This window comes from Stutzerimonas stutzeri, assembly GCF_019090095.1.
GTDB classification, from domain to species: domain Bacteria; phylum Pseudomonadota; class Gammaproteobacteria; order Pseudomonadales; family Pseudomonadaceae; genus Stutzerimonas; species Stutzerimonas stutzeri_AN.
Genome location: NZ_JAGQFP010000002.1, coordinates 1,252,938 through 1,273,946 on the forward strand (window position 1 = coordinate 1,252,938; position 21,009 = coordinate 1,273,946).

The window sequence follows — 21,009 nt, forward strand, 5'->3', positions numbered from 1 at the left end:
AACACCTGGGCCAGTGCCGACGACGGCTGGCGGGGCAAACCCTGGCCATAAAAAAAGCCCGCAGCGCGGCAGCGGTGCGGGCTTGTCTAATCACCAAACCGATCAGGCGACCTGAACCGGGATGGCATTGCTGGTGTGGCTGAGCTCGCCATCGGCGCCCATGTAAAGGACATGGGGCTTGAAGTTGGCCAGTTCGGCTTCGCTGTAATGGGCATAGGCGCAGATGATCAGGCGATGTCCGACGCCAGCCTTGTGCGCGGCGGCGCCATTGACCGAGATGATCTTCGAGCCTTCTTCGCCGCGGATGGCGTAGGTGGTGAAGCGCTCGCCATTGTCGACGTTGTAGATCTGGATCTGTTCGTATTCACGGATGCCGGCGAGGTCCAGCCAGTCACCGTCGATGGCGCAGGAGCCTTCGTAGTCCAGCACCGAATGGGTCACCTGGGCGCGGTGCAGTTTGGCCTTGAGCATGATGGCGTGCATGGCGGGGTCCTCCGGGTGCGCAAGCGGCGCAGAGTGTGCCCGAACCCCGGGGTGCGATCAATACCGGGGCGGGCGGAGCGGGTGCCGATGATCGGCTCGAGCAGCTGTGGATCAGGCGGTATGAAGCTGCAAATTGTCGATCAGTCGGGTCTTGCCAAGATAGGCTGCCGCCAGGATCACCAGGTCATGGTGGTCGGGCAGGGCCGGTTGCAGGTCCGTGGCATGGCGGATCTCCAGATAATCCGGGCGAAGACCTGCGGCTTGCAAGGCCTGCTTGCCGGATGCCAGCAGGGCGGGGTAGTCGCGCTCGCCCTGGCGGATGGACTCGGCCAGTTGCTGCAGTGTGCGATACAGCACCGGAGCGGTCGCGCGCTCCTCGGCGCTGAGATAGCCATTGCGCGAAGACAGCGCCAGTCCGTCTTCGGCGCGCACGATGGGCTCGCCGATGATCTGCACGGGCATGTTCAGGTCGCGGACCATGGTGCGGATCACGGCCAGTTGCTGGTAGTCCTTTTCGCCAAACACGGCGAGGTCGGGCAGCACCATGTTGAACAATTTGCTGACGACCGTGGATACGCCATCGAAATGACCGGGACGGCTACCGCCACACAGCCCTTCGGATACGCCCGGTACGCGGACAATGGTCTGTAGCGCCTGGCCGTGGGGGTACATCTCTTCGACGCTCGGGGCAAACAACAGATGGCAGCCGGCGTTGAACAGCTTGTCCTGATCGGCGCTGAGCGTCCGGGGATAGCTGGCCAGGTCTTCGTTGGGACCGAACTGCAGCGGGTTGACGAAGATGCTGGCCACAACGAAATCGGCTCGCTGGCCGGCCTTCTTCACCAGCGCGATATGGCCGGCATGCAGGTTACCCATGGTCGGCACGAAGCCGATGCGCTTGCCCTCACCGCGCGCGCGGGTCACCGCGGCACGCAAATCGGCGACAGTCCTAACCACGTTCATGCTGAGAATCCATGTTCGGCTGCGGGAAAATCTGCGCTCTTCACGGCCTGGACGTAGGCCGCGATAGCGCTGGGAATGTCGCCCTGCTGCTGCATGAAGTTCTTGACGAACTTCGGTGCGCGTCCGCTCAGCGACAGCCCGAGCATATCGTGCAGCACCAGGACCTGACCATCGGTGGCGCTGCCCGCGCCGATGCCGATCACCGGCACCTCGACCGCGCGGGTGATGCGGGCGGCCAGTTCGCTGGGTACGCACTCGAGCAGAAGCAATGCGGCGCCGGCAGCTTCGAGGGCCTGCGCATCGGCAATCATCTGCTGTGCCTGGGCTTCCTGCCTGCCCTGTACCTTGTAACCGCCGAACAGGTTCACCGCCTGAGGCGTCAGCCCCATGTGCGCGCAGACCGGGATGCCTCGCTCGGCGAGCAGGCGAATGGAGTCGGCCAGCCAGGCCGCACCCTCGAGCTTGACCATGTGCGCGCCAGCTTTCATCAGCGTCGCGGAGTTGTTCAGCGTCTGCTCAATCGTCGCGTTGGCCATGAAAGGCAGGTCCGTCACGATCATCGCACCACGGTTGCCGCGTTTGACGCAGGCGGTGTGGTAGGCCATTTCTTCGACGGTGACAGGCAGGGTGCTGTCGTGTCCTTGCAGCACCATGCCCAAGGAGTCGCCGATTAGCAGCATCTCGACGCCCGCTTCGCAGGCGGTCTTGGCGAAGGTCGCGTCATAGCAGGTGAGCATGACGATCTTCTCGCCTTTCTGCTTGAGGCCTTGCAGGGTGGTCAGGGTTACGTCTGGCATGAATGCCGTCCTCCTAGGGGCTGTTGACGTTCGTCGCGAGCCGCGTTGCTGCGTCAAATGGCGCCAGGCAGGCTCCGGCGCGACCGCGTACGAAACTTCAACAGCACCTGGGGCCCTGAGGGCAACGGTTGCCGTCGGGGCGCCAGCGGCGGCTGCCTCATTCGACACGTGCCGGTAGCGGGCGCTTATAGTCCCGATGGCGGGATGCTAAGTCAATCGGAGTGTTACCGCTGCGTTACGTCTGTTACCGGCCGGTTACAACGCCTCGTCGAGGCGTTCCAGGCCTTCGTAGGGGCAGGCGGCCAGTAGTTCGCTCAAGTGCCTGCCATCGGCCAGACGCAGCGCGGCAGGCGCCACCTCGGCGAGCGGGTAGAGCACGAAGGCTCTCGCGTGAAGATGGTAGTGCGGCACCGTCAGGCGTGGTTCAGCGAGCACCCGGTCGCCGAACAGCAAGATATCCAGGTCCAGCGTGCGCGGTCCCCAGCGCTCGGCTTTGCGTTCACGCCCTTGCACCTGCTCGATCGCCTGCAACGCATCGAGCAGGTCCAGCGGCGTCAGGGACGTTTCGAGCACGGCAACGGCATTGTTGTAGCGAGGCTGGTCCGACGGGCCGAGCGGATCGCTGACATACAGCGACGAGACACCGACGAGCCGGGTCGAGGGGATATTTTCCAGCGCCTCGAGGGCATTGCGAAGCTGCTGGCGCGGCTCGGCCAGATTACTGCCCAGGCCGATGTAGACCCGCTCCATCGTTATTCCGCCGATGCCGGTGCGCTATCGTTTGGGCCGCGTTTGCGCCGCCCGCTGCGCCGCCGTTTGCGTGGTGCGCCGCTGCCGTCATCCTTGCTGCTCAGGCCGCGGATCATCGTACGCCGTTCGCTGTCATTGGCCTCTTGATAGTCAGTCCACCATTCACCGAGGCCGTCGGTTTGCTCACCGGCGCTTTCGCGCAGCAGGAGAAAGTCATAGCCCGCACGGAAGCGCGGGTTGTCCAGTAGCTGATCGGCACGACGGCCCTGGCGACGCGGCAGACGCTCCTGCATGTCCCAGATCTCGCGCATCGGCATGGTGAAGCGCTTCGGAATGGCGGTGCGCTGGCACTGCTCCCAGATCAGGTCATGGGCGGCTTCCTGCATGGCCGGGATCGGCGGCATTCCGCGGCCCTGCAGCTCGGCGACCCGGGCCGGTAGGGCAGGCCAGAGCAAGGCGGCGAAGAGGAACGCCGGCGTCACTGGTTTGCCCTGGGCGATACGCTCGTCTGTATTGGCCAGAGCATTGCGAATCAGGGTCCCGGTGTATTCCGGGTTGTCTTCGAGCGCCTCGGCACTGGCCGGGAACAGCGGTGCGAAAAGATCGTGCTCCAGTAACAGTTCGAAGGTGCGCTCGGCTTTGCCGCCGAGGAAGAGCTTGAGAATCTCGTCGAACAAGCGGGCCGAGGGCACATCGTTTAAAAGGTCGGCCAGTTCGGCGATGGGCTCGGCGCTATGCTGTTCGATCTCGAAGTCCAGCTTGGCGGCGAAGCGCACCGCGCGGAGCATGCGCACAGGGTCTTCCTGATAGCGCTGTTCGGGATCGCCGATCAGGCGAATCAGCCGGTTGCGAATGTCGCGAACGCCATGGGTGTGGTCGAGGATGCGCTCGCTCGAGGGATCGTAGTACAGCGCATTGATGGTGAAATCGCGTCGCTGTGCGTCGTCTTCCAGCGTGCCATAGATGTTGTCGCGCAGGATGCGGCCGCTTTCGTTGCGTGACGCCAGGTGATTGTCTTCGTCATCGTCCGCCTCGGGGTGGTTTGCCCGGAAGGTGGCAACCTCGATGATCTCCCGGCCGAAATGCACATGCACCAGCTTGAAGCGACGGCCGATGACGCGGGCATTGCGAAATTCGGCGCGGACCTGCTCGGGCGTGGCGCTGGTGGCCACGTCATAGTCTTTCGGTGTCACTTCCAGCAGAAGATCGCGAACACAGCCGCCGACGACATAGGCTTCATAGCCGGCATGCTGAAGGCGCTCGACGACGCTGACGGCGTGCCGGCTCAGATCGTTGCGGTGCAGCGAGTGCTGCCGGCTGGACAGTATTTCGGGGGTGCGGCGAGTATGCGGCAATCGGCGCAGGGGAAGACGAAAAGACTGGAACAGCTTTTTCAGCATGAGAGGCACTGTGTGGCGAAATGACGGGGTGGCGAAGCGAATGGCCACGAAACGAGCGTGGATTCTAGCACCGGGAGCAGGGATGGTGAACGAAGCGCGGGGAGGTGTCAAAGAACGGCCGGAGCCAGGAAGCACTAGGGGGAGCCGAAGCTCCCCCTTTAAATGATGTCGCGTGCTTTGTTGTTATTAGTATTTCGGGCGTGTTGTTTTTGTTTGGTCACCCGTTCCCTTCAGCTAAAGCTTCCGGGAGTCGCTCCTACGTTGGGAGCCAAGAGCAAACGGATTTCTTTGGTCGCTGATTTGCCATCGATCATTGATCCAACCAGTTCAGGCGCTGCTGATGCAGTTTTTGTTGTTCTCGGCCTGGTCGTGGGGCAAAACCCCGTTTGGCATTTCCTCTCCAAAAGAATCAGTTAGCTACGTCTCTGCCTTCTTGTTTTTGTTCTGCTAGAGCCGGTACGTCTTGTTCTTATTGTGGGTCTGCTTGTTATTGTTGTTGTGCCAGATAGAAAGCATTTGCCGTGCCAGTTTTTGAAAATCCTTTGTTTTCAATGGCTTGAGGAAATCTGTCATTTTTTGAGGCGATAAAAAACCGGGTTCCCGTTACCGATGAACCCGGTTTCTGTTACGCCCTGGTGGGGTGGGTAACAACCCGCTACCCGGTAGCGCTGGTTTTGCGTCGAGGAATCCCCAGGCGCTGTCGACGTTCCCACAGACACTTGCGGCTGATGCCGAGTTTGCGCGCAAGCTCGGTCTCGGTCATGTGGTCCTGGTGCTCGAGCACGAAATGCTGGAAGTAGTCCTCCAGCGACAGGTCCTCGGTCGGCTCGTTGCTGGTCGACACAGCGGAGCCCAGCGTGGCGCAGGGCTCGTCGAAGTCGTCATCGAGGTTGTCGAGCTCGATGTCGATGCCCAGCAGCTCTGCGCTGATCTCCTCGCTTTCGCTGAGAATCGCGGCCCGCTCGATGGCGTTTTCCAGCTCGCGAACGTTCCCAGGCCAGGCGTAATGCCGGACCGCCTGCTCGGCTTCCCGGGAGAAATGCAGATCTTCATTGCCGATGCGTTCGCCCTGGCGTGCCAGAAAGGCTTTGGCGATTTCCAGCACATCCGCCCCGCGCTCGCGCAACGGCGGCAACTTCAAGGCGATCACATGCAGGCGGTAGTAGAGGTCTTCGCGGAACTGTCCATTCTTGGCCAGCGTCTTCAGGTCCCGGTGGGTGGCGGCGATCAGGCGGACATCGACTTTTTGCGACTGGGTAGAGCCGACCCGCCGAATCTCCCCTTCCTGTAACACACGTAACAGTCGCGCTTGTGCTTCCAGCGGCAGCTCGCCGATCTCGTCGAGGAACAGAGTGCCGCCATCGGCCGCCTCGACCAGGCCGGCGCGTCCGGCACTGGCGCCGGTGAACGCGCCTTTTTCGTGCCCGAACAGTTCCGACTCGATCAGGGTTTCCGGAATGGCCGCGCAGTTGACCGAGATCATCGGCGCCTTGGCGCGCCGCGAAAGGTTGTGCAGTGCCCGGGCCACAAGCTCCTTGCCGGTACCCGACTCGCCCTGGATCAGAACGTTGGAGTCGGTCGGTGCGACCTTGCGGATTTTGCTGAACAGGTCCTGCATCGGGCCACAGCGACCGATGATGCCGATCTCGCTGTTACCCGAGTCGCTGTCGCTGGATGCCCCGCCCTGGGGCGCAGCGGTCCGTAAGGGGGCAGCGGGCACGGCGGCCGCCTTTTGCCGATCATTCAGGATGCGCGCAACGGTTTGCAGCATCTCGTCGTGGTCGAAGGGTTTGGCGATGTAATCCACCGCTCCCATTTTCATCGAATCCACGGCTGAGCGCAGGCTTGCATAGCTGGTCATGATCAGCACCGGCGTGCCTTCGGCTAGCTTGATCAGCTCGGTACCCGGCGCGCCGGGCAGGCGCAGGTCGCTGACGATGAGGTCGAAACCGGGGATGCTGAAACGCTCCTGCGCTTCCTGCACGGAGCCTGCTTCGCTGACCTCGTACTGGTTACGTTCGAGCAGGCGGCGCAGGGCGGAGCGGATGATGGTTTCGTCTTCGACGATCAGAATATGGGACATCAGTACTCTCTCGACGGTCTGAAGGCGGCTGTGAACAGGTGCTGCGCGGTGTCGCTGGACGGACATTGCGCGGCCTGTGCACGCGATCGCGATACGGCGTGGATCTGCTTCGGCGAGGGTTGCGGTGTCATCTCGTCAAGCTCCGGCGAGGCGAACGGTTCGCTGAGGCCTGCGTGGCCGAACAACGGGGCCGGCGCCTATCGCCTCTTCACTCAATGGCATCTGTCGCCTCGACATACCGCGGCAGGGTGATGCGGAAACGGGTGCCGCGTTGGGTTTCCGGATCCGCCGGGCTGTCGATATTGATTTGTCCATAATGCTCTTCCACGATCGAATAGACCAGCGCAAGGCCCAGGCCCGTCCCTTCGCCGGGATCCTTGGTGGTGAAGAACGGCTCGAACAGGCGGTCCTGTATGGCCCGTGGTATGCCGCTGCCTTCGTCCTCGACGATGAGGTAGACGGTCTGCTCGGCCTGCTCGCTGCGCACCCGGATCGCCCCGCCGGGCTCCGATGCGTCGCGGGCATTGGACAGCAGGTTGATCAGCACCTGGGCGAGGCGTTGCGGGTCGCCTTCGGCCAGGTGACCAGGATCGCAGAGGTTGAAGAAGTGCACTTCGGTGCCGCGGCGGTTGAGCGAGAGCAGCGAGATCGCATCCTGGGCGACCTCGGCCAGACTGACCGGGTACATATCCTGCTGGCGCCCGCCGGCATGGGCGAAGCTCATCAACGACTGGACGATGCGCGAGACGCGCTTGGTCTGCTCGACGATCTGGTTGCTGATCTCGCTGATCTCGGGGTCGGCCTCGCGCTCCTCGCGCAGGTTTTGCGCCAGACAGGCGATACCGGTGATCGGATTGCCAATCTCGTGGGCGACGCCCGCGGCCAGGCGACCGATGCTCGCCAGGCGTTCGGAGTGCACCAGCCGGTCCTCCAGCTGCTGGGTCTCGGTGAGATCCTCGATCAGCAGCACCAGGCCACTGTTGCCGGGCGCCAGCGGTTCGGCGATCGCCGCCTTGTGCAGGTTAAGGCAGCGGCTGTGGCCGTCCAGTTGCAAGCGTTGCTTGTGCAGGTGCTCCTCACGCTGCTGGATGAAACCGCTCAACAGGCTTTGCCACGGCTCGGCGATGGTGGCCAGGCGTGAGCCAACCACCTGCAGCGCGGGAATCTCGGTGAGCTCTTCGAGCGCCCGGTTCCACATCAGGATTTCCTGGTCCTTGGCCAGCGAGCAGACGCCCATTGGCAGCTCCTGCAGCGTCTGCCGGTGGTAGCGGCGCAACGCATCGAGTTCGGCGGCCAGGCCGGTCAGACGCGAGTGATAGTCCTCCAGGCGGCTTTCGATGAAGTGGATGTCCTCGGTGACGTAGCTGTCTGCACCGTTCTTGTAGGACAGGAAGTTCTCGACGATGTCCTGGGCCACGCTGGGGCCCATCAGCCCGGACAGGTTGGCCTCGATACGGTCGCGCAGGCGGCGCAGGGCGTAGGGGCGGTGTTCGTCAAACGGCAGTTGCAGATCGCGCAGTGCCTGTTCCACCTCCCGTTGCGCGGTCTTGGCACCCAGCGGCTTGGCCAGTTGGGTGGCAAATTCCTGTGGCGAGGCAGCTGCCAGTTCGCGCCGCTGCGGCCGGCGTACATTTTCCACCGCGCAGGCTTCGGCGGCGGCCTGTTCTTCCGCGCTGGTTTCGGTGAACAGCGAGAACAACGAGAAGGCCAGTACGTTGACCGCCAGCGAGGCGATCGCCGCCAGATGCCAGCTGGTGTCGTCAAGCACATAGACGACGTTGAGCAGCGGGAGATAGAAGCCGTCGAGGTTGCCCACCAGGGGCAGCAGCATGGTGACCACCCAGACCGCGATCCCCGCCAGCAGCCCGACGATGTAGCCGCGGCGGTTGGCGGTCGGCCAGTAGAGTACCGAGAGCACGCCGGGCAGGAATTGCAGCGTGGCGACGAACGCGACGATGCCGAGGTTGGACAGGTCCTGCTCGGCGCCCAGCAACAGATAAAAGCCGTAGCCGGCCATGATGATCGCCAGGATCAGGCTGCGGCGCGTCCATTTCAGCCAGCGATAGATGTTGCCTTCGGTTGGCGGCTGGTACAGCGGCAGCACCAGATGGTTGAGCGCCATGCCCGACAGGGCCAGCGTGCTGACGATGATCAGGCCGCTGGAGGCCGACAGGCCGCCGACGAACGCCGCCAGCGTCAGCAGTTCGCTCTGCGCGGTCAGGCCAAGGCCGAGGGTGAAATATTCCGGGTTGGTGCTGACGCCCAGTTTCAGGCCGGCCCAGAGAATCAGCGGGACGGCGAGGCTCATCAACAGCAGGTACAGCGGCAATCCCCAGCTGGCGCTGACCAGGGCGCGGGGATTGAGGTTCTCGGTGAAGGTCATGTGATACATGTGCGGCATCACGATCGCCGAGGCGAAGAACACCAGCAGCAAGGTGCGCCAGGGCCCCTCCTGCAATGGCGTATGCAGCGCTTGCAGCGCCGACTGGTTCTGCAGCAGCCAGATTTCCAGTTGATGCGGGCCGCCAAATACTACGTACAAGGCATACAAGCCGATGGCGCCGAAGGTCAGCAGCTTGACCACCGATTCGAAGGCAATGGCGAAGACCAGCCCTTCGTGCTTTTCACGCGTGGCGATGTGCCGAGCACCGAAGAGAATGGTGAACAGCATGATCATCGCGCAATAGCCCAGCGCGACGCGTTCCTGCAGGGGCTCGAGGGTGAGAATGCCGATGGCGTCGGCCACCGCCTGAATCTGCAGCGCCAGCAGCGGCAGCATGCCGATCAGCATGACGATGGTGGTCAGCGCGCCGCTCCAGGTGCTACGGAAGCGAAAGGCGAAAAGGTCGGCCAACGACGCCAGCTGGTAGGTGCGGGTGATGCGCAGGATGGGGTAGAGCAGCACCGGTGCCAGCAGGAAGGCGCCGCACACCCCCAGATAGGTCGCGAGAAACCCGTAGCCATATTGGTAAGCCAGGCCGACGGTGCCGTAGAACGCCCAGGCACTGGCATACACCCCCAGCGACAGGGTGTAGGTCAAAGGGTGACGGATTATCCAGCGCGGAATCAGCCCGCGCTCGCTGACCCAGGCCACCCCGAACAGCACCAGCAGATAGGCGGCGCTGATGAGGATCAGGTGGCTGAGGCTAAAGCTCGTCTGCATCGCGCTGACTCTGAAGAATGAAGGTCACCACGATCAGGATCAGCCACAACAGATAAGGGCGATACCAGGCACCGTTGGGGTCGATCCACCAATCCATGATCGCGGGGGAAAACAGATAGATCCCCACTACCAGGAGCAGCACCAGTCGGTAGATATACATGCTGGAACTCGTGTCGTAAGTGCTGGAATGGTAAAGCAGCGGCAAGCGGCAAGCCACACGCGGCCGCTCAGCGCGGCAAAGTGGGCGCTGCTTTCGCCTGTTGCATCAACGCAACTGCGCCTCGGCCAGGGTCGAGCAGCGCGGGATCCGCTCGGCATCCCACCGTGGGATCGACCAGGCAAGCACCTCGTGGGGGAGCGCATCGTTCAGCTCGCTGGGCGTCGGCTGGCCGAGGGCGCGGAGCGCGCGAAGCAGCAGCGGCGTTGCCTCGGCAGGCTGCAGCGGGGGTGAACGGTAACGTTTGCCCAGTTTGTGGCCGTCGGGCTGGATGATCAGCGGTACGTGCAGGTAACGCGGCTGCGGCAGCCCGAGCAGTTCCTGCAGGTAAAGCTGACGTGGGGTGGAGTCGAGCAGGTCGGCGCCGCGGACGATATCGGTCACGCCCTGCCAGGCATCGTCGAGCACAACCGCCAACTGGTAGGCGATGAGTCCGTCGCGTCGCCGGATGACGAAATCGCCCACGTCCTGAAGCAGCTGCTGGCAAAACGCACCCTGTACGCGGTCGACGAAGCCGTATGTCCGATCAGGAACGCGCAGGCGAATGGCCGCATCGATCGGCTCGTGCCGGGCGTCCCGGCAGAAACCCGGATACAACCCGGCGAAGGGCTGCAGCTGCTTTCGAGAGCAGGTGCAGGCATAGGCGTGGCCAGCCTGCCAGAGCTGCTCGATCACCGCGTTGTAGACGTCCAGCCGATCGCTCTGGCGTTCCATCGGCCCATCCCATTCGAAGCCGTAGGCTTCCAGCGCCTGAACGATCGCCTCCTGCGCGCCGGGCATCTCGCGAGGGGGGTCGAGGTCTTCCATGCGTAGCAGCCAGCGACCGCCCGCCGCGCGCGCATCCAGATGGGAGGCCAGCGCCGCGATCAGCGAGCCGAAGTGCAGGTAACCGCTGGGGGTCGGTGCGAAACGCCCGACGTAGGCGGCAGGCTTGGTAATGGAGGTTGGCATGACGGACCGGCTCGGAGGGGAGAAGCGAGGCGGGCGATTCGATGGGGGCAGAAATGAAGCGGGGCGCCGTAGCGCCCCGTTCGGGATCAGGAACCGATCTGCTTTTCCTTGATCTCCGCCAGCGTCTTGCAGTCGATGCACAGCGTGGCGGTTGGGCGCGCTTCGAGGCGACGGATACCGATTTCGACGCCGCAGGAGTCGCACCAGCCGTACTCGTTGTCTTCGATCAGCTGCAGCGTTTCGTCGATCTTCTTGATCAGCTTACGTTCGCGATCACGGGCACGCAGTTCCAGGCTGAACTCTTCTTCCTGGCTGGCGCGGTCGGCTGGGTCGGGAAAGTTGGCCGCTTCGTCCTGCATGTGGTGCACGGTACGATCGACTTCTTCCATCAACTCCTGTTTCCACTTGTTGAGGATGGCGGTGAAGTGAGCGCGCATGTTGTCGCTCATGTACTCCTCACCCTTGGACTCCTTGTAGGGAACGAAGGCGCGAATCAGTTGGTTGCTGGGTGTCGTTTTGGTAATGGGCATGGATGAACGCCTCTCGCTATGTCCATTGCGCAGGATAGTGAAGTCCCTCTGCCGGCCCGTGCCGGCCCTGCGGCTGCAAGCGGGCGAACTTACCAGATCGTATCGGGGTGCGCTACTCCCGAATACCACGGTGGCTGCGGTGTCAGGGGGACCTTCGGTAGAATTCACGTTTTGTACTCTTCAGGAAGGTCAGATGACCTCGTCATATAGCGCGCGTAGCCGCGCAATCGAACCCTTTCACGTCATGGCGCTGCTGGCGCGAGCCAATGAATTGCAGGCGCTGGGGCGTGATGTGATTCACCTGGAAATCGGTGAGCCGGACTTCACCACCGCCGAACCCATCGTCATGGCCGGGCAGGCTGCTCTCGCGGCAGGCCACACGCGCTATACCGCTGCCCGAGGGCTGCCGCAGCTGCGCGAAGCGATCGCCGGTTTCTACGCCGAGCGCTATCAACTGTCTATTGACCCCGAGCGTGTGCTGATTACTCCCGGCGGATCCGGCGCGTTGCTGCTGGCCAGCAGCCTGCTGGTCGATCCGGGCAAGCATTGGTTGCTGGCCGATCCGGGTTACCCCTGCAATCGACACTTCCTGCGCTTGATCGAAGGCGCCGCGCAGTTGGTGCCGGTAGGGCCCGAGGTCCGCTATCAGCTGACCCCCGATCTCGTCGAGCGTTACTGGGATCAGGACAGTGTCGGCGCGCTGGTCGCCTCGCCGGCCAACCCGACCGGCACGCTGCTCGACCGTGACGAACTGGGTGGCCTCTCGGCGGCGCTGAAGGCGCGGGGTGGGCACCTGGTGGTCGACGAGATCTACCACGGCCTGACCTACGGCACCGATGCCGCCAGCGTGCTGGAGGTGGACGACTCGGCCTTCGTGCTGAACAGTTTTTCCAAGTACTTCGGCATGACCGGCTGGCGCCTGGGCTGGCTGGTGGCGCCGCAGGCCGCCGTCCCTGAACTGGAGAAGCTGGCTCAGAACCTCTATATCAGCGCACCGACCATGGCCCAGCACGCCGCGCTGGCGTGCTTCCAACCCGCCACCCTCGAGATTCTCGAGGCGCGCCGGGCCGAGTTCGCCAAACGGCGCGACTACCTGCTGCCCGCATTGCGCGAGTTGGGATTCGGTATCGCCGTCGAGCCGCAGGGTGCCTTCTATCTGTACGCGGATATCTCGGCGTTCGGCGGCGATGCCTACGGGTTCTGCCAGCACATGCTCGAGACCGAGTTCGTGGCGATCACGCCGGGGCTCGATTTCGGTCGTTACCAGGCCGGACATCATGTGCGCTTCGCCTATACGCAGGATCTGCCGCGGCTGGAGCAGGCGGTCGAGCGGATCGCCCGCGGCCTGCAGAGCTGGCAGGCCTGATGCGCTTCACTACGCCGCTGGAGCAGGGGCGCCTGGTGCGGCGCTACAAGCGCTTCCTTGCTGATGTCATCACTGATGAAGGTGAGCACCTGTGCATCCATTGCCCCAATACCGGCTCGATGCTCAATTGCATGGGCGAAGGCGCGCGTGTCTGGTTCCAGCGCAATAGCGACCCCAAGCGCAAACTGCCCGGGACCTGGGAGCTGGTGGAGACGCCCCAGGGGCGTCTGGCCTGCGTCAACACTGCGCGAGCCAACCGACTGGTCGAGGAGGCCCTGCTGGCCGGCGTGATCAGCGAGCTGGTCGGCTTCACCGCGCTCAAGCGCGAGGTGGCCTATGGGGTGGAGAACAGCCGTGTGGATTTCCGCCTGGACTATCCGGCGGGGCCCGCATTCGTCGAGGTCAAGAGCGTCACCCTGGGCTTTGGCGATACCGCCGTCGCGGCGTTCCCCGATGCGGTGACCACGCGTGGCGCGCGCCACCTGCGCGAGCTGGCGGCGCTGGCGCGCGAGGGTATCCGCGCCGTGCAGCTGTACTGCGTGAACCTGAGCGGGATCGAGGCGGTGCGTCCGGCGAGCGAGATCGACCCCCTGTACGCCGAGGCGCTACGCGAAGCGGCGGCGGCGGGGGTCGAGGTACTGGCCTACGGCGCCGAGCTGACCGCGCAAGAGATACGCCTGGCCCACCGGTTGCCGGTGATCATCTGAGGGCAGCCATACCGCCTGCGCAGACCGAGCCTTAGCGGTCTCGGTCTGCAGTACAGCCAGGTCTCCGTCCTCAATCATTCGCTGGCGTCACCCGCCAGATCACCCCGCCGACGTCGTCGGCCACCAGCACGGCACCGGTCTTGTCCACCGCGACGCCCACGGGACGGCCCATGGCCTGTTCCTGCGCGTCGAGAAAGCCCGTCAGTACGTCTTCGGCCGGGCCGTCGGGCACGCCATCGCGGAACGGCACGAACACCACCTTGTAGCCGCTGCGTGGCTTGCGGTTCCAGGAGCCGTGCTGACCGACAAAGGCGCCGTGGCGGTAGCGCTCGGGCAGCAGCGACCCCTCATAGAAGGCCAGCCCAAGGGAGGCCGTGTGTGGGCCCAGGGCGTAGTCGGGGACGATGGCTTTGGCCAACAGATCCGGACGTTGCGGCCTGACCCGCTCGTCGACGTGCTGGCCGTAGTAGCTGTAGGGCCAGCCGTAGAAACCGCCGTCCTGTACCGAGGTCATGTAATCGGGCACCAGATCGCTGCCGATCTCGTCGCGCTCGTTGACCGTGGTCCAGAGCGCGCCACTGTCCGGCTGCCACGCCAGCCCGTTGGGGTTGCGCAGACCGGAGGCGAACAGGCGCAAGGTCTTGTTCCGCGGGTTGACCTCGAGGATCGCCGCGCGGTTCTCCTCGGCGGCCATACCGTTCTCCGCGACATTGCTGTTGGAGCCGCTGGTGACGTAAAGGCGCGAGCCGTCCGGGCTGGCGATGACGTTCTTGGTCCAGTGATGGTTGATCGGTCCGCCCGGCAGATCGACGACCTTTTCGCCCGCGGCGTCGATACGCGACACGCCCTCGCGATAAGGGAAGCGGACCAGCGCATCGGTATTGGCCACATAGAACTGATCCGCGACCAGCGCCATGCCGAAGGGGGAGTGCAGGCCGTCGAGAAAGGTCGTGCGTTTATCGGGGCTACCGTCGCCGTCCGTGTCACGTAGCAGGGTGATGCGGTCGGCGCTCTTACCGCCGGAGCCGGCCCGCGCCATGAGCTTTTTCATGATCCAGCCACGCAGGCCGCCGCCATCTTCGGGCTTGGCCGGCGCATCGGATTCGGCGACCAGCACGTCGCCGTTGGGCAGCACGTACAGCCAGCGCGGATGATCGAGGCCACGGGCGAAGGCCTCCACGCGCAACCCCGGCGCTGCCTGCGGTGTGCGGCCCTCCGGCCAGCCTGTGGCCTTGGCGATATTGACCGTGGGTATCAGCGAGCGGGTCGGCTCGGGCAACACGGGCTCCGGGCCGTAGCCCGCGTCGACCGGCAGCGTCGCGGTGTCGCCACAACCCGCCAGGGCAAGCACGATGGAAAAAGACGCGAGGTGATGTGGCTGGCAGCGCATGGCGGCTCCTGGCAAGGGGGATGGCCTGACAAGCCGAAGTCTAGCTCGGGTCGTCATCGTTCTCTTTGAATGGTGAGGTGTTTGCCACGTGTCGCTCCAGGCGCGGCATCAATTTCAAGATCACGAAGGCGAAACAGGTGGTGAGAACGGCCGTCGATTCATGCCCCAGCCCGGCGGCGATGCCGATGGCCGAGGTCAGCCAGATGCCCGCTGCGGTAGTGAGGCCTTTGACGTCCTGAAGGGAGTCGCCCTTGAGAATGGTGCCGGCCCCGAGAAAGCCGATGCCGGTGATGATGCCCTGCATGACGCGGGACAGGTCTTCAACCTTCATCCCCGCTTCCAGCGGCACCAGCACGAAGAGCGCGGCCCCGAGCGAAACCAGCATATGGGTGCGCAGGCCGGCTGCCTTGCCCTTGTATTCGCGCTCGTAACCCAGTGCCCCGCCCAGTATTGCCGCGACCAGCAGGCGTAGCGAAATGCGGATCGCGTGCTCCAGGTCAGGCAGGTCGGAAAATTCCGAGGCGACCGTACGGCTCAGGATCTCCCACCACTCCATGCACCCTCCCGGACTTCTGATGACTGGGCTTTGGCTGTATGAGTGCCGTCGGGCTTCAGCGGTTCAGTCGACGACCTCGAAGCGCAGCATGCCGATCATCTGTCCAGCCTCGGTCACTACCCGCACGCGCCATTTGCCCGTGGCCCGCTCGGGAAAGTTGCGCTTATGGGTCCAGGCGCGGTAGCCCGCGTCACGGCCGCCGCTGATCTCCAGCGGAATCCGATCGACCTGCCGGCCGTTATATATCCACTCATGGTAGATGCGCTCCTTCAGGCCTCGTGGCGCATTGATTGCGGTGTAGGCGTAAAGGCCATTGCCGTGCAGCTCCGCCGATGTCAGCTGCCGGAGACGGTCGCCTGGCTTGCGCGAGGTGTTATCGAAGGTGCGGGTGACGGCCACATCGGTCAACCACAGGGTCGCCGGCGGTACCCAGGTGCGACCCATCCAGCCGGCCAGGCCGACAGCCGCGGCGAGCACCAGCATGCCCAGCACGCTCTTCCAGTTCCAGGTCGCGAACAGCCCGCTCAGGCTCGGCAGGGCGAGTGCGACGGCGATACCCAGCGCCCACAGATAACTTTGAGGCGTCGACAGGTGGAAGATGATCGGCAGCGCCGTCAGCAGGACGGCGAACAGGGTCAGGGCATGGAAGGCCAGATACACCCAGCGCCGCGGCGCCAGCCATTTGTAGTACAGCGGATCGACCAGTGAGACCAGCGCGGCGATACCGAGCAACACGGTGAATACCGACTGGCCGCTGTTCCAGGTCGTGGTGATGAAAAAGAACGGAATGATGAAGAACAGGCTTTCCTGATGGACCATCTGCGTGACGTAGCGCAGCAGGGGCGGAGGCACTTTCCAGCCGAAGCGACGTTCGAGCGCGCGGCGCAGGCTGGTCTCGAGCATCAGCCAGAGCCAGCTGACCAGCATCAGCGCGGCGATGACCTTGGCCAGCCCCGCCTGGCGCTCCACCAGCACGAAGCTGGCGACGCCCGAGCCGAAACCAAACAGCGCGATGGTGCCGGGGTAGCGGCTGATCAGCCGGGAAATCAGCTGGATCAGCGGCATCAGGCGGGCTTTCAACGACATGGCAGGCTCATGGTGAAGGGTGGCTCCAGACAGAATGCTCGTAGATGGCGTTCATCAGGCCAGACGAAGCGTGATTGCCAGGCGCGGTGATTCGCTCGTGGGCAGCGAGCGGTTGGATGTCGCCGCAGGCCGAATAAGCACATCGCTGGTCCGGCGGGGAGGGACATCCATAGCGGTTGCCTCGAATCATCAGGGCTCGGCTTGAGGCAGGCCTTGGCTTCTCGCGTCGTCGTGCCCACGGCTCGCCTCTTGTTAAGCCTAGCCTGTCGTGGTCAAGGCCTGATCGATGGCACCACACAGGCTGTCATAGGCCCGCGCCGTTTCCGGTGTCAGACGGACCAGCGGCAGGCCGATGGTCTGGCACAGCTCCTCGACGAAGGCGTTGGCCTCGCTGGGCGCTTCCATTTCTATGGCGCAGCGTGGCGCCAGACTTTGTCGGTCGCAGAGCAAGAAATCGAACCGTGCCGCCGAGATGCGATTGACGGCCTGATACCAGGGGGCCCGGCGCGGCACCGCGGTGACCTCCACGACATCCGCCATGCGTACCTTGCTGAGAATCACGAAGCGTTCGCCCATCGCCTGTTGCAGCAATGCCAGCAGCTCCCGTTCGCTGGGCTGAAAGAACGGCTGCTTCAAGGCATAGGGCATGCGCAGCGCCGGATGATTGTATTGGCGCTGCTTGATGAAGAAGACCAGCGCGAAGCAGACGAAGGCCACCAGCACCATCGCCAGGAAGCCCATCATTGTGGGTGGCTCCTGCGTACGAGCGGTCGGGGTTGTCTGATGGAAGGCCGAGACGGCATGGCGAACTCCATGGGGCGGGCGTACTGGATTGGAGGCGCCTGATCGGGTGAAGTTCGTTGGCTGACGCGGGATGCGAGATTGTTCTCGGGAGTTATCCCGGATATCTGTTAGGCGTTCTGTGGATAACCTTGGGGCGAATGACGCAGTACCTGCAACAACGGGGCTTGCAGGGTTCCGCTTATTTTTTAGTCAATCCACCGTCCAGCGATGTTTTTACCCAGCCGGCTTTTGTTTTACCGACTGCGGACCGTTTTTCTTGCCGGCTTTCTGCAAATTCGCGCGGCTGGCTGCGGTTATCCAAGATTACTGTGGAGGGCGCTGTGGATAACCGCTGGTAAACCAGGTTCAGGCTGCACAGGGCGCGGCCTGCAGAGAGGTGAGTGTTTTTTGTACAGTGCGCTCAGCTGGACGCTTGCGTCGGTGTGCGCTTGCTCCAGCGCGTGTCGGCGCTCGGCTGCCAGTCGTGCAGCAGTTGCAGCAGCGCCTCGGGCGACTCGCTGCGCTGCAGCATGCCGCGGTGCGGCGCTCTGACGAAGCCTTCGTCGACGAGGTGATCAAGGAAGTGACTGAGCTTGCTATAGAACTGGTTGGTGTCGAGCAGGCCAAGCGGCTTGCGGTGATAGCCCAGCTGGCCCCAGGTCCAGACTTCAAACAACTCCTCCAGCGTGCCGAGGCCACCCGGAAGCGCAATGAAGGCATCCGACAACTCGGCCATGCGCGCCTTGCGCGCATGCATGCCATCGACCACTTCCAGACGGGTCAAGCCCGGATGGCCGACCTCGGCATCCTTGAGGCTTTGCGGAATGATCCCGATGACCTCGCCACCCGCAGCCATGGCGGCATCGGCAACCACACCCATCAAGCCGACGGCACCGCCACCGTACACCAGCCTGATGTCATGGCGCGCCAGCGTCTGGCCAAGAGAGGCAGCCGCCTGGCTGTAGATCGGGTTGCCGCCGGTACTGGCGCCGCAGAACACGCATATCGAACGCAGGGACATCATCGACTCCGTCAGTTGAACGGCTGGCAGGGTAGCGCCGACGTTCCCAGCGGCCAAGCGTCAACCGGGCTCGCCAATACAGGCGCCGCTAATTCCCAGGGCATAATTGGCAAACAGGGTCTGGATCATCTCTAGGCTAGGCATTGGCGGGCTCCTCAGCTGTTGAAAACAAGCCTAGTCGCTGATCGGTGTTCTGCCTTATCGGTTTTAATCATCGCCTCGATAGTTGTCGCTACTTATCCCCTAAGGTTGTGCAAGGTTCTGTGGATAACCTCTTCGCGGTTTTCTCGAGCCGGCATGTCCATTGGCGTTGCTAGAGCTGATCATTAACTGATCAATCATCCCGCATCATGTCGTAAGTGATTGTAGAACCGGTTTTTTTGTCTAACGGCAACGAGGCGATCCGAGTTTTGAGGGCGCGCCAAGGTTGTCCAGCATTACTGTGGGGCGCTCTGTGGATAAGGTGGGGAAACGAGGCGCCAGGCCGCTGCCCGCCTGGCTTGTGGAAAGTCGGTTAAAAAACGATCAGACACTGTGGAGCGTTGAAGAAGGCACCCCCAACGCCCCGAGCTGATGAGTGCCGTTACGGGGCTTCTTGTCAGTCTTCTGCGCTGACCAGGCCCTTGCGCAATGCATAGAGGACCAGCGACGGTACGTCGTGCAAGTTCAGGCGATCCATGATCTGTGCCCGATGCGCATCGACCGTTTTCACGCTCAGACCCAGCCCATTGGCGATCTCGCGTGTCGAAACGCCGCGCACGATCAGCCGCAAGATCTCCAGCTGCCGCGGCGTCAAGGCGGGCGCAGCGGGCTGAGGGCGCTGGCCGCCTTCGATCACCGCCGACTGGATCACCGTCTGCGCGATGCCCGGGCTCAGGTACGACTCGTTGCGCGACAGCGCGCCCAATGCCAGCTCCAGCTCCTGCGCCGCGGCGTCCTTGAGCAAGTAACCGCTGGCGCCCAGGCGCAGCGCTTGCAGCACGTAGTCCGCCGTGGTGTGCATCGACAGGATCAGAATCTGAACGTTGGGAAACTCCATACGCCATTGGCGCAGGGCGTCCAGTCCACTCATATGCTTCATGCTGATATCCAGCAGCAGGATGTCCGGCTCGAGCCGAGACAGAATCCCGTGTACCTCGCTTCCGTCGGCCCCTTCGGCGACGACTTCGTAACCCGGCTGGTCCTGTACCAGCGCCCGTAGGCCTGCCCTGACCAGTCCATGATCGTCGATCAGTGCTACCCGTTTCATGCGTGTACTCCGTTGCGCGGGGTGCGGTCTGCGATCGGCAGGTTCACCGATACCCGCGTGCCAACCCCGCTGAGGCTTGCTATGTGCAGGTCTCCGCTCAGTGCGGCGACGCGTTCTTCCATGCTGGTCAGCCCCAGACTTTCGGCGCGCGCGCGTGCCGCTTTGCAATCGAAGCCTACGCCATCGTCAACCACTTCGACCCGCAAGGCGTTCTCGGTACGGTGGATGCACACATCCACGCAGCTGGCGCGGGCGTGACGCGCGACGTTGTTGACCGCTTCCTGGACGATACGGAACGCGACCAATGCAATGTCCGGGGAAAGGTCGACCGTTTCGCCGTCGAACTTAAGCGACCAGCGGGTATGCGCGGCTTCGAGAAATCGCGACAGATGCCAGTGCACCGCCGCCTGCAGGCCCAGTGTCTCCAGTTGCAGGGGATGCAGGGCGAGTGACAGGCTGCGTACCTTGTGGAGCGCTTCGTCGGCGGCATCACTCAGGTGTGAGACCCGCGCAGCCAGTGCCGGTTCGTGCGCCAGCGAAGTGCCCAGGCGCTGCAGGTGCAGCTTGAGACCGGTGAGCTGCTGGCCGATGTCGTCGTGCAGGTCACGTGCGAGCTGACGGCGCTGGCTCTCCTGGACTTCCATCAGGCGCTGCGACAGATGCTGCAGGCGCAGATTGGCCTGCTCCAGTTCGGCGCGCATTCGTTCCGACTCGCTGATGTCGCGTAGCAGAAGCAGGACATCATGGTGCCCGTCGTTCTCCAGCAGCAGCTCGCTCACCTCGGCCTGGAACGGGCTGCCGTCCGAGCGCAGCAGGGTGACATGGCGAAAGCACACCGGATCGATCACGCCGCATTGCAGCCGGCTGAGCCGCTCGGCTTCGAGCGGTCGCTGCTGCGCCATGATGTAACGGTCCAGGTTGCCGGCTGCAGGCGATGCCTGGTGCGACGGATTGAACAGCTGCTCCGCCGCGGCGTTGCGGTAGCGGATCTGCCCGTTGCGGATGATCACCACGCCGTCCGGAAGGCTGGCGACCATCCGTTCATAGATGCGTGGCGGGTAGGCGCTCGCCTGGTCGACATCCGAGGCCAGGGAACGCTGCGATGAATGGCTGACGTCTGCCAATGCCAACCCACCCGTAGCAGGTTGCTCGTTCAGCGCCGAGCGCGCGATGGCATGGCCTGCCAGCCACATGACGGTGGTCGAGAGCACTAGCACGATCAGCAGCGACCAGGAGCTCGCGGCCGGCAGCCGTGCGCTGAGCCAGATCCCGCCCAGCACGACGAGTCCCGCATGCAAGGCGGCCATGGACCACGGCATCCAGCGCAATAGCTGGCGTGATCGGCCCAGTCGATCGATGTCTGAAACACGCTCCGTCATCTAGGAACCGGTACCTGCGGTCGAGGCGTGCCGCTGTGTGCGGCCCTGCCAGGGGTGACTGTTTACTGCGCGAGCGCTGTATAGAGCCTAGTCCGCCTATCGCGCCGATACCTCGCAGCCCGATGGGTGACGCGG

General features: G+C 63.6%; 19 protein-coding genes. 2 read left to right on the forward strand and 17 right to left on the reverse strand.

Translation table 11 applies throughout. From position 1 onward, the window contains the following. Nucleotides 1–102: 102 nt before the first annotated feature. The 10 genes from panD to dksA form a co-directional block, all read right to left on the reverse strand. Nucleotides 103–483: an aspartate 1-decarboxylase gene (panD, locus tag KVO92_RS15315; RefSeq protein WP_021205856.1), complete on the reverse strand. Its 381-nt coding sequence runs from the start codon at nucleotides 481–483 to the stop codon at nucleotides 103–105. Between the two features lie 111 nt (nucleotides 484–594). After that, the gene (panC, locus tag KVO92_RS15320) at nucleotides 595–1,446 is read right to left on the reverse strand and encodes a pantoate--beta-alanine ligase (protein ID WP_217476412.1); all 852 of its coding nucleotides are present in this window, start codon (nucleotides 1,444–1,446) and stop codon (nucleotides 595–597) included. Further along, nucleotides 1,443–2,243 carry a 3-methyl-2-oxobutanoate hydroxymethyltransferase gene (gene panB / locus KVO92_RS15325; RefSeq protein ID WP_217476413.1) on the reverse strand — a complete coding sequence of 267 codons (801 nt, stop codon included), beginning with the start codon at nucleotides 2,241–2,243 and terminating at the stop codon, nucleotides 1,443–1,445. The genes panC and panB overlap by 4 nt, the downstream gene beginning before the upstream one ends. Before the next feature lie 255 nt (nucleotides 2,244–2,498). Further along, the gene (gene folK, locus KVO92_RS15330; RefSeq protein WP_217476414.1) at nucleotides 2,499–2,993 is read right to left on the reverse strand and encodes a 2-amino-4-hydroxy-6-hydroxymethyldihydropteridine diphosphokinase; all 495 of its coding nucleotides are present in this window, start codon (nucleotides 2,991–2,993) and stop codon (nucleotides 2,499–2,501) included. A gap of 2 nt (nucleotides 2,994–2,995) precedes the next feature. Beyond that, nucleotides 2,996–4,393 carry a polynucleotide adenylyltransferase PcnB gene (locus KVO92_RS15335; protein ID WP_217476415.1) on the reverse strand — a complete coding sequence of 466 codons (1,398 nt, stop codon included), beginning with the start codon at nucleotides 4,391–4,393 and terminating at the stop codon, nucleotides 2,996–2,998. Between the two features lie 655 nt (nucleotides 4,394–5,048). Then, entirely contained in the window at nucleotides 5,049–6,476 is a 1,428-nt protein-coding gene (locus KVO92_RS15340; protein ID WP_217476416.1) for a sigma-54-dependent transcriptional regulator, read from the reverse strand. A 208-nt stretch (nucleotides 6,477–6,684) separates the two neighbouring features. Next, nucleotides 6,685–9,639, reverse strand: a complete 2,955-nt coding sequence (locus KVO92_RS15345; protein ID WP_217476417.1) for a sensor histidine kinase — start codon at nucleotides 9,637–9,639, stop codon at nucleotides 6,685–6,687. Continuing rightward, the gene (locus KVO92_RS15350; RefSeq protein WP_003095129.1) at nucleotides 9,623–9,799 is read right to left on the reverse strand and encodes a hypothetical protein; all 177 of its coding nucleotides are present in this window, start codon (nucleotides 9,797–9,799) and stop codon (nucleotides 9,623–9,625) included. The genes KVO92_RS15345 and KVO92_RS15350 overlap by 17 nt, the downstream gene beginning before the upstream one ends. A 105-nt stretch (nucleotides 9,800–9,904) precedes the next feature. Next, nucleotides 9,905–10,807: a tRNA glutamyl-Q(34) synthetase GluQRS gene (gene gluQRS, locus KVO92_RS15355; RefSeq protein WP_217476418.1), complete on the reverse strand. Its 903-nt coding sequence runs from the start codon at nucleotides 10,805–10,807 to the stop codon at nucleotides 9,905–9,907. A gap of 86 nt (nucleotides 10,808–10,893) precedes the next feature. After that, on the reverse strand, nucleotides 10,894–11,337 hold the full coding sequence (gene dksA, locus KVO92_RS15360; protein WP_217476419.1) for an RNA polymerase-binding protein DksA: 444 nt from the start codon (nucleotides 11,335–11,337) through the stop codon (nucleotides 10,894–10,896). 193 nt (nucleotides 11,338–11,530) lie between these two features. Here dksA and KVO92_RS15365 point away from each other — a divergent pair, with 193 nt between their 5' ends. Then, entirely contained in the window at nucleotides 11,531–12,703 is a 1,173-nt protein-coding gene (locus KVO92_RS15365) for a pyridoxal phosphate-dependent aminotransferase (RefSeq protein WP_217476420.1), read from the forward strand. Next, complete coding sequence (gene sfsA, locus KVO92_RS15370; RefSeq protein WP_217476421.1) at nucleotides 12,703–13,410, forward strand: DNA/RNA nuclease SfsA; 708 nt, start codon at nucleotides 12,703–12,705, stop codon at nucleotides 13,408–13,410. Before KVO92_RS15365 ends, sfsA begins: the two co-directional genes overlap by 1 nt. Nucleotides 13,411–13,480: 70 nt before the next feature. Here sfsA and KVO92_RS15375 read toward each other — a convergent pair whose 3' ends face one another. The 7 genes from KVO92_RS15375 to KVO92_RS15405 form a co-directional block, all read right to left on the reverse strand. After that, complete coding sequence (locus KVO92_RS15375; RefSeq protein ID WP_217476422.1) at nucleotides 13,481–14,800, reverse strand: PQQ-dependent sugar dehydrogenase; 1,320 nt, start codon at nucleotides 14,798–14,800, stop codon at nucleotides 13,481–13,483. 40 nt (nucleotides 14,801–14,840) lie between these two features. Next, the gene (locus tag KVO92_RS15380; protein ID WP_217476423.1) at nucleotides 14,841–15,356 is read right to left on the reverse strand and encodes an MgtC/SapB family protein; all 516 of its coding nucleotides are present in this window, start codon (nucleotides 15,354–15,356) and stop codon (nucleotides 14,841–14,843) included. Between the two features lie 63 nt (nucleotides 15,357–15,419). Next, nucleotides 15,420–16,442 (reverse strand): DUF5924 family protein, encoded by a 1,023-nt coding sequence (locus tag KVO92_RS15385; RefSeq protein ID WP_217476424.1) that lies wholly within the window; start codon nucleotides 16,440–16,442, stop codon nucleotides 15,420–15,422. 258 nt (nucleotides 16,443–16,700) lie between these two features. Next, nucleotides 16,701–17,183: a DUF2726 domain-containing protein gene (locus KVO92_RS15390; RefSeq protein WP_217477269.1), complete on the reverse strand. Its 483-nt coding sequence runs from the start codon at nucleotides 17,181–17,183 to the stop codon at nucleotides 16,701–16,703. 463 nt (nucleotides 17,184–17,646) lie between these two features. After that, nucleotides 17,647–18,246, reverse strand: a complete 600-nt coding sequence (locus KVO92_RS15395) for a TIGR00730 family Rossman fold protein (protein ID WP_217476425.1) — start codon at nucleotides 18,244–18,246, stop codon at nucleotides 17,647–17,649. 598 nt (nucleotides 18,247–18,844) lie between these two features. After that, nucleotides 18,845–19,495: a response regulator gene (locus KVO92_RS15400; RefSeq protein WP_217476426.1), complete on the reverse strand. Its 651-nt coding sequence runs from the start codon at nucleotides 19,493–19,495 to the stop codon at nucleotides 18,845–18,847. After that, nucleotides 19,492–20,802, reverse strand: coding sequence for a histidine kinase (locus KVO92_RS15405; RefSeq protein ID WP_217476427.1), 1,311 nt, complete (start codon nucleotides 20,800–20,802; stop codon nucleotides 19,492–19,494). Before KVO92_RS15405 ends, KVO92_RS15400 begins: the two co-directional genes overlap by 4 nt. Between the last annotated feature and the right edge of the window lie 207 nt (nucleotides 20,803–21,009).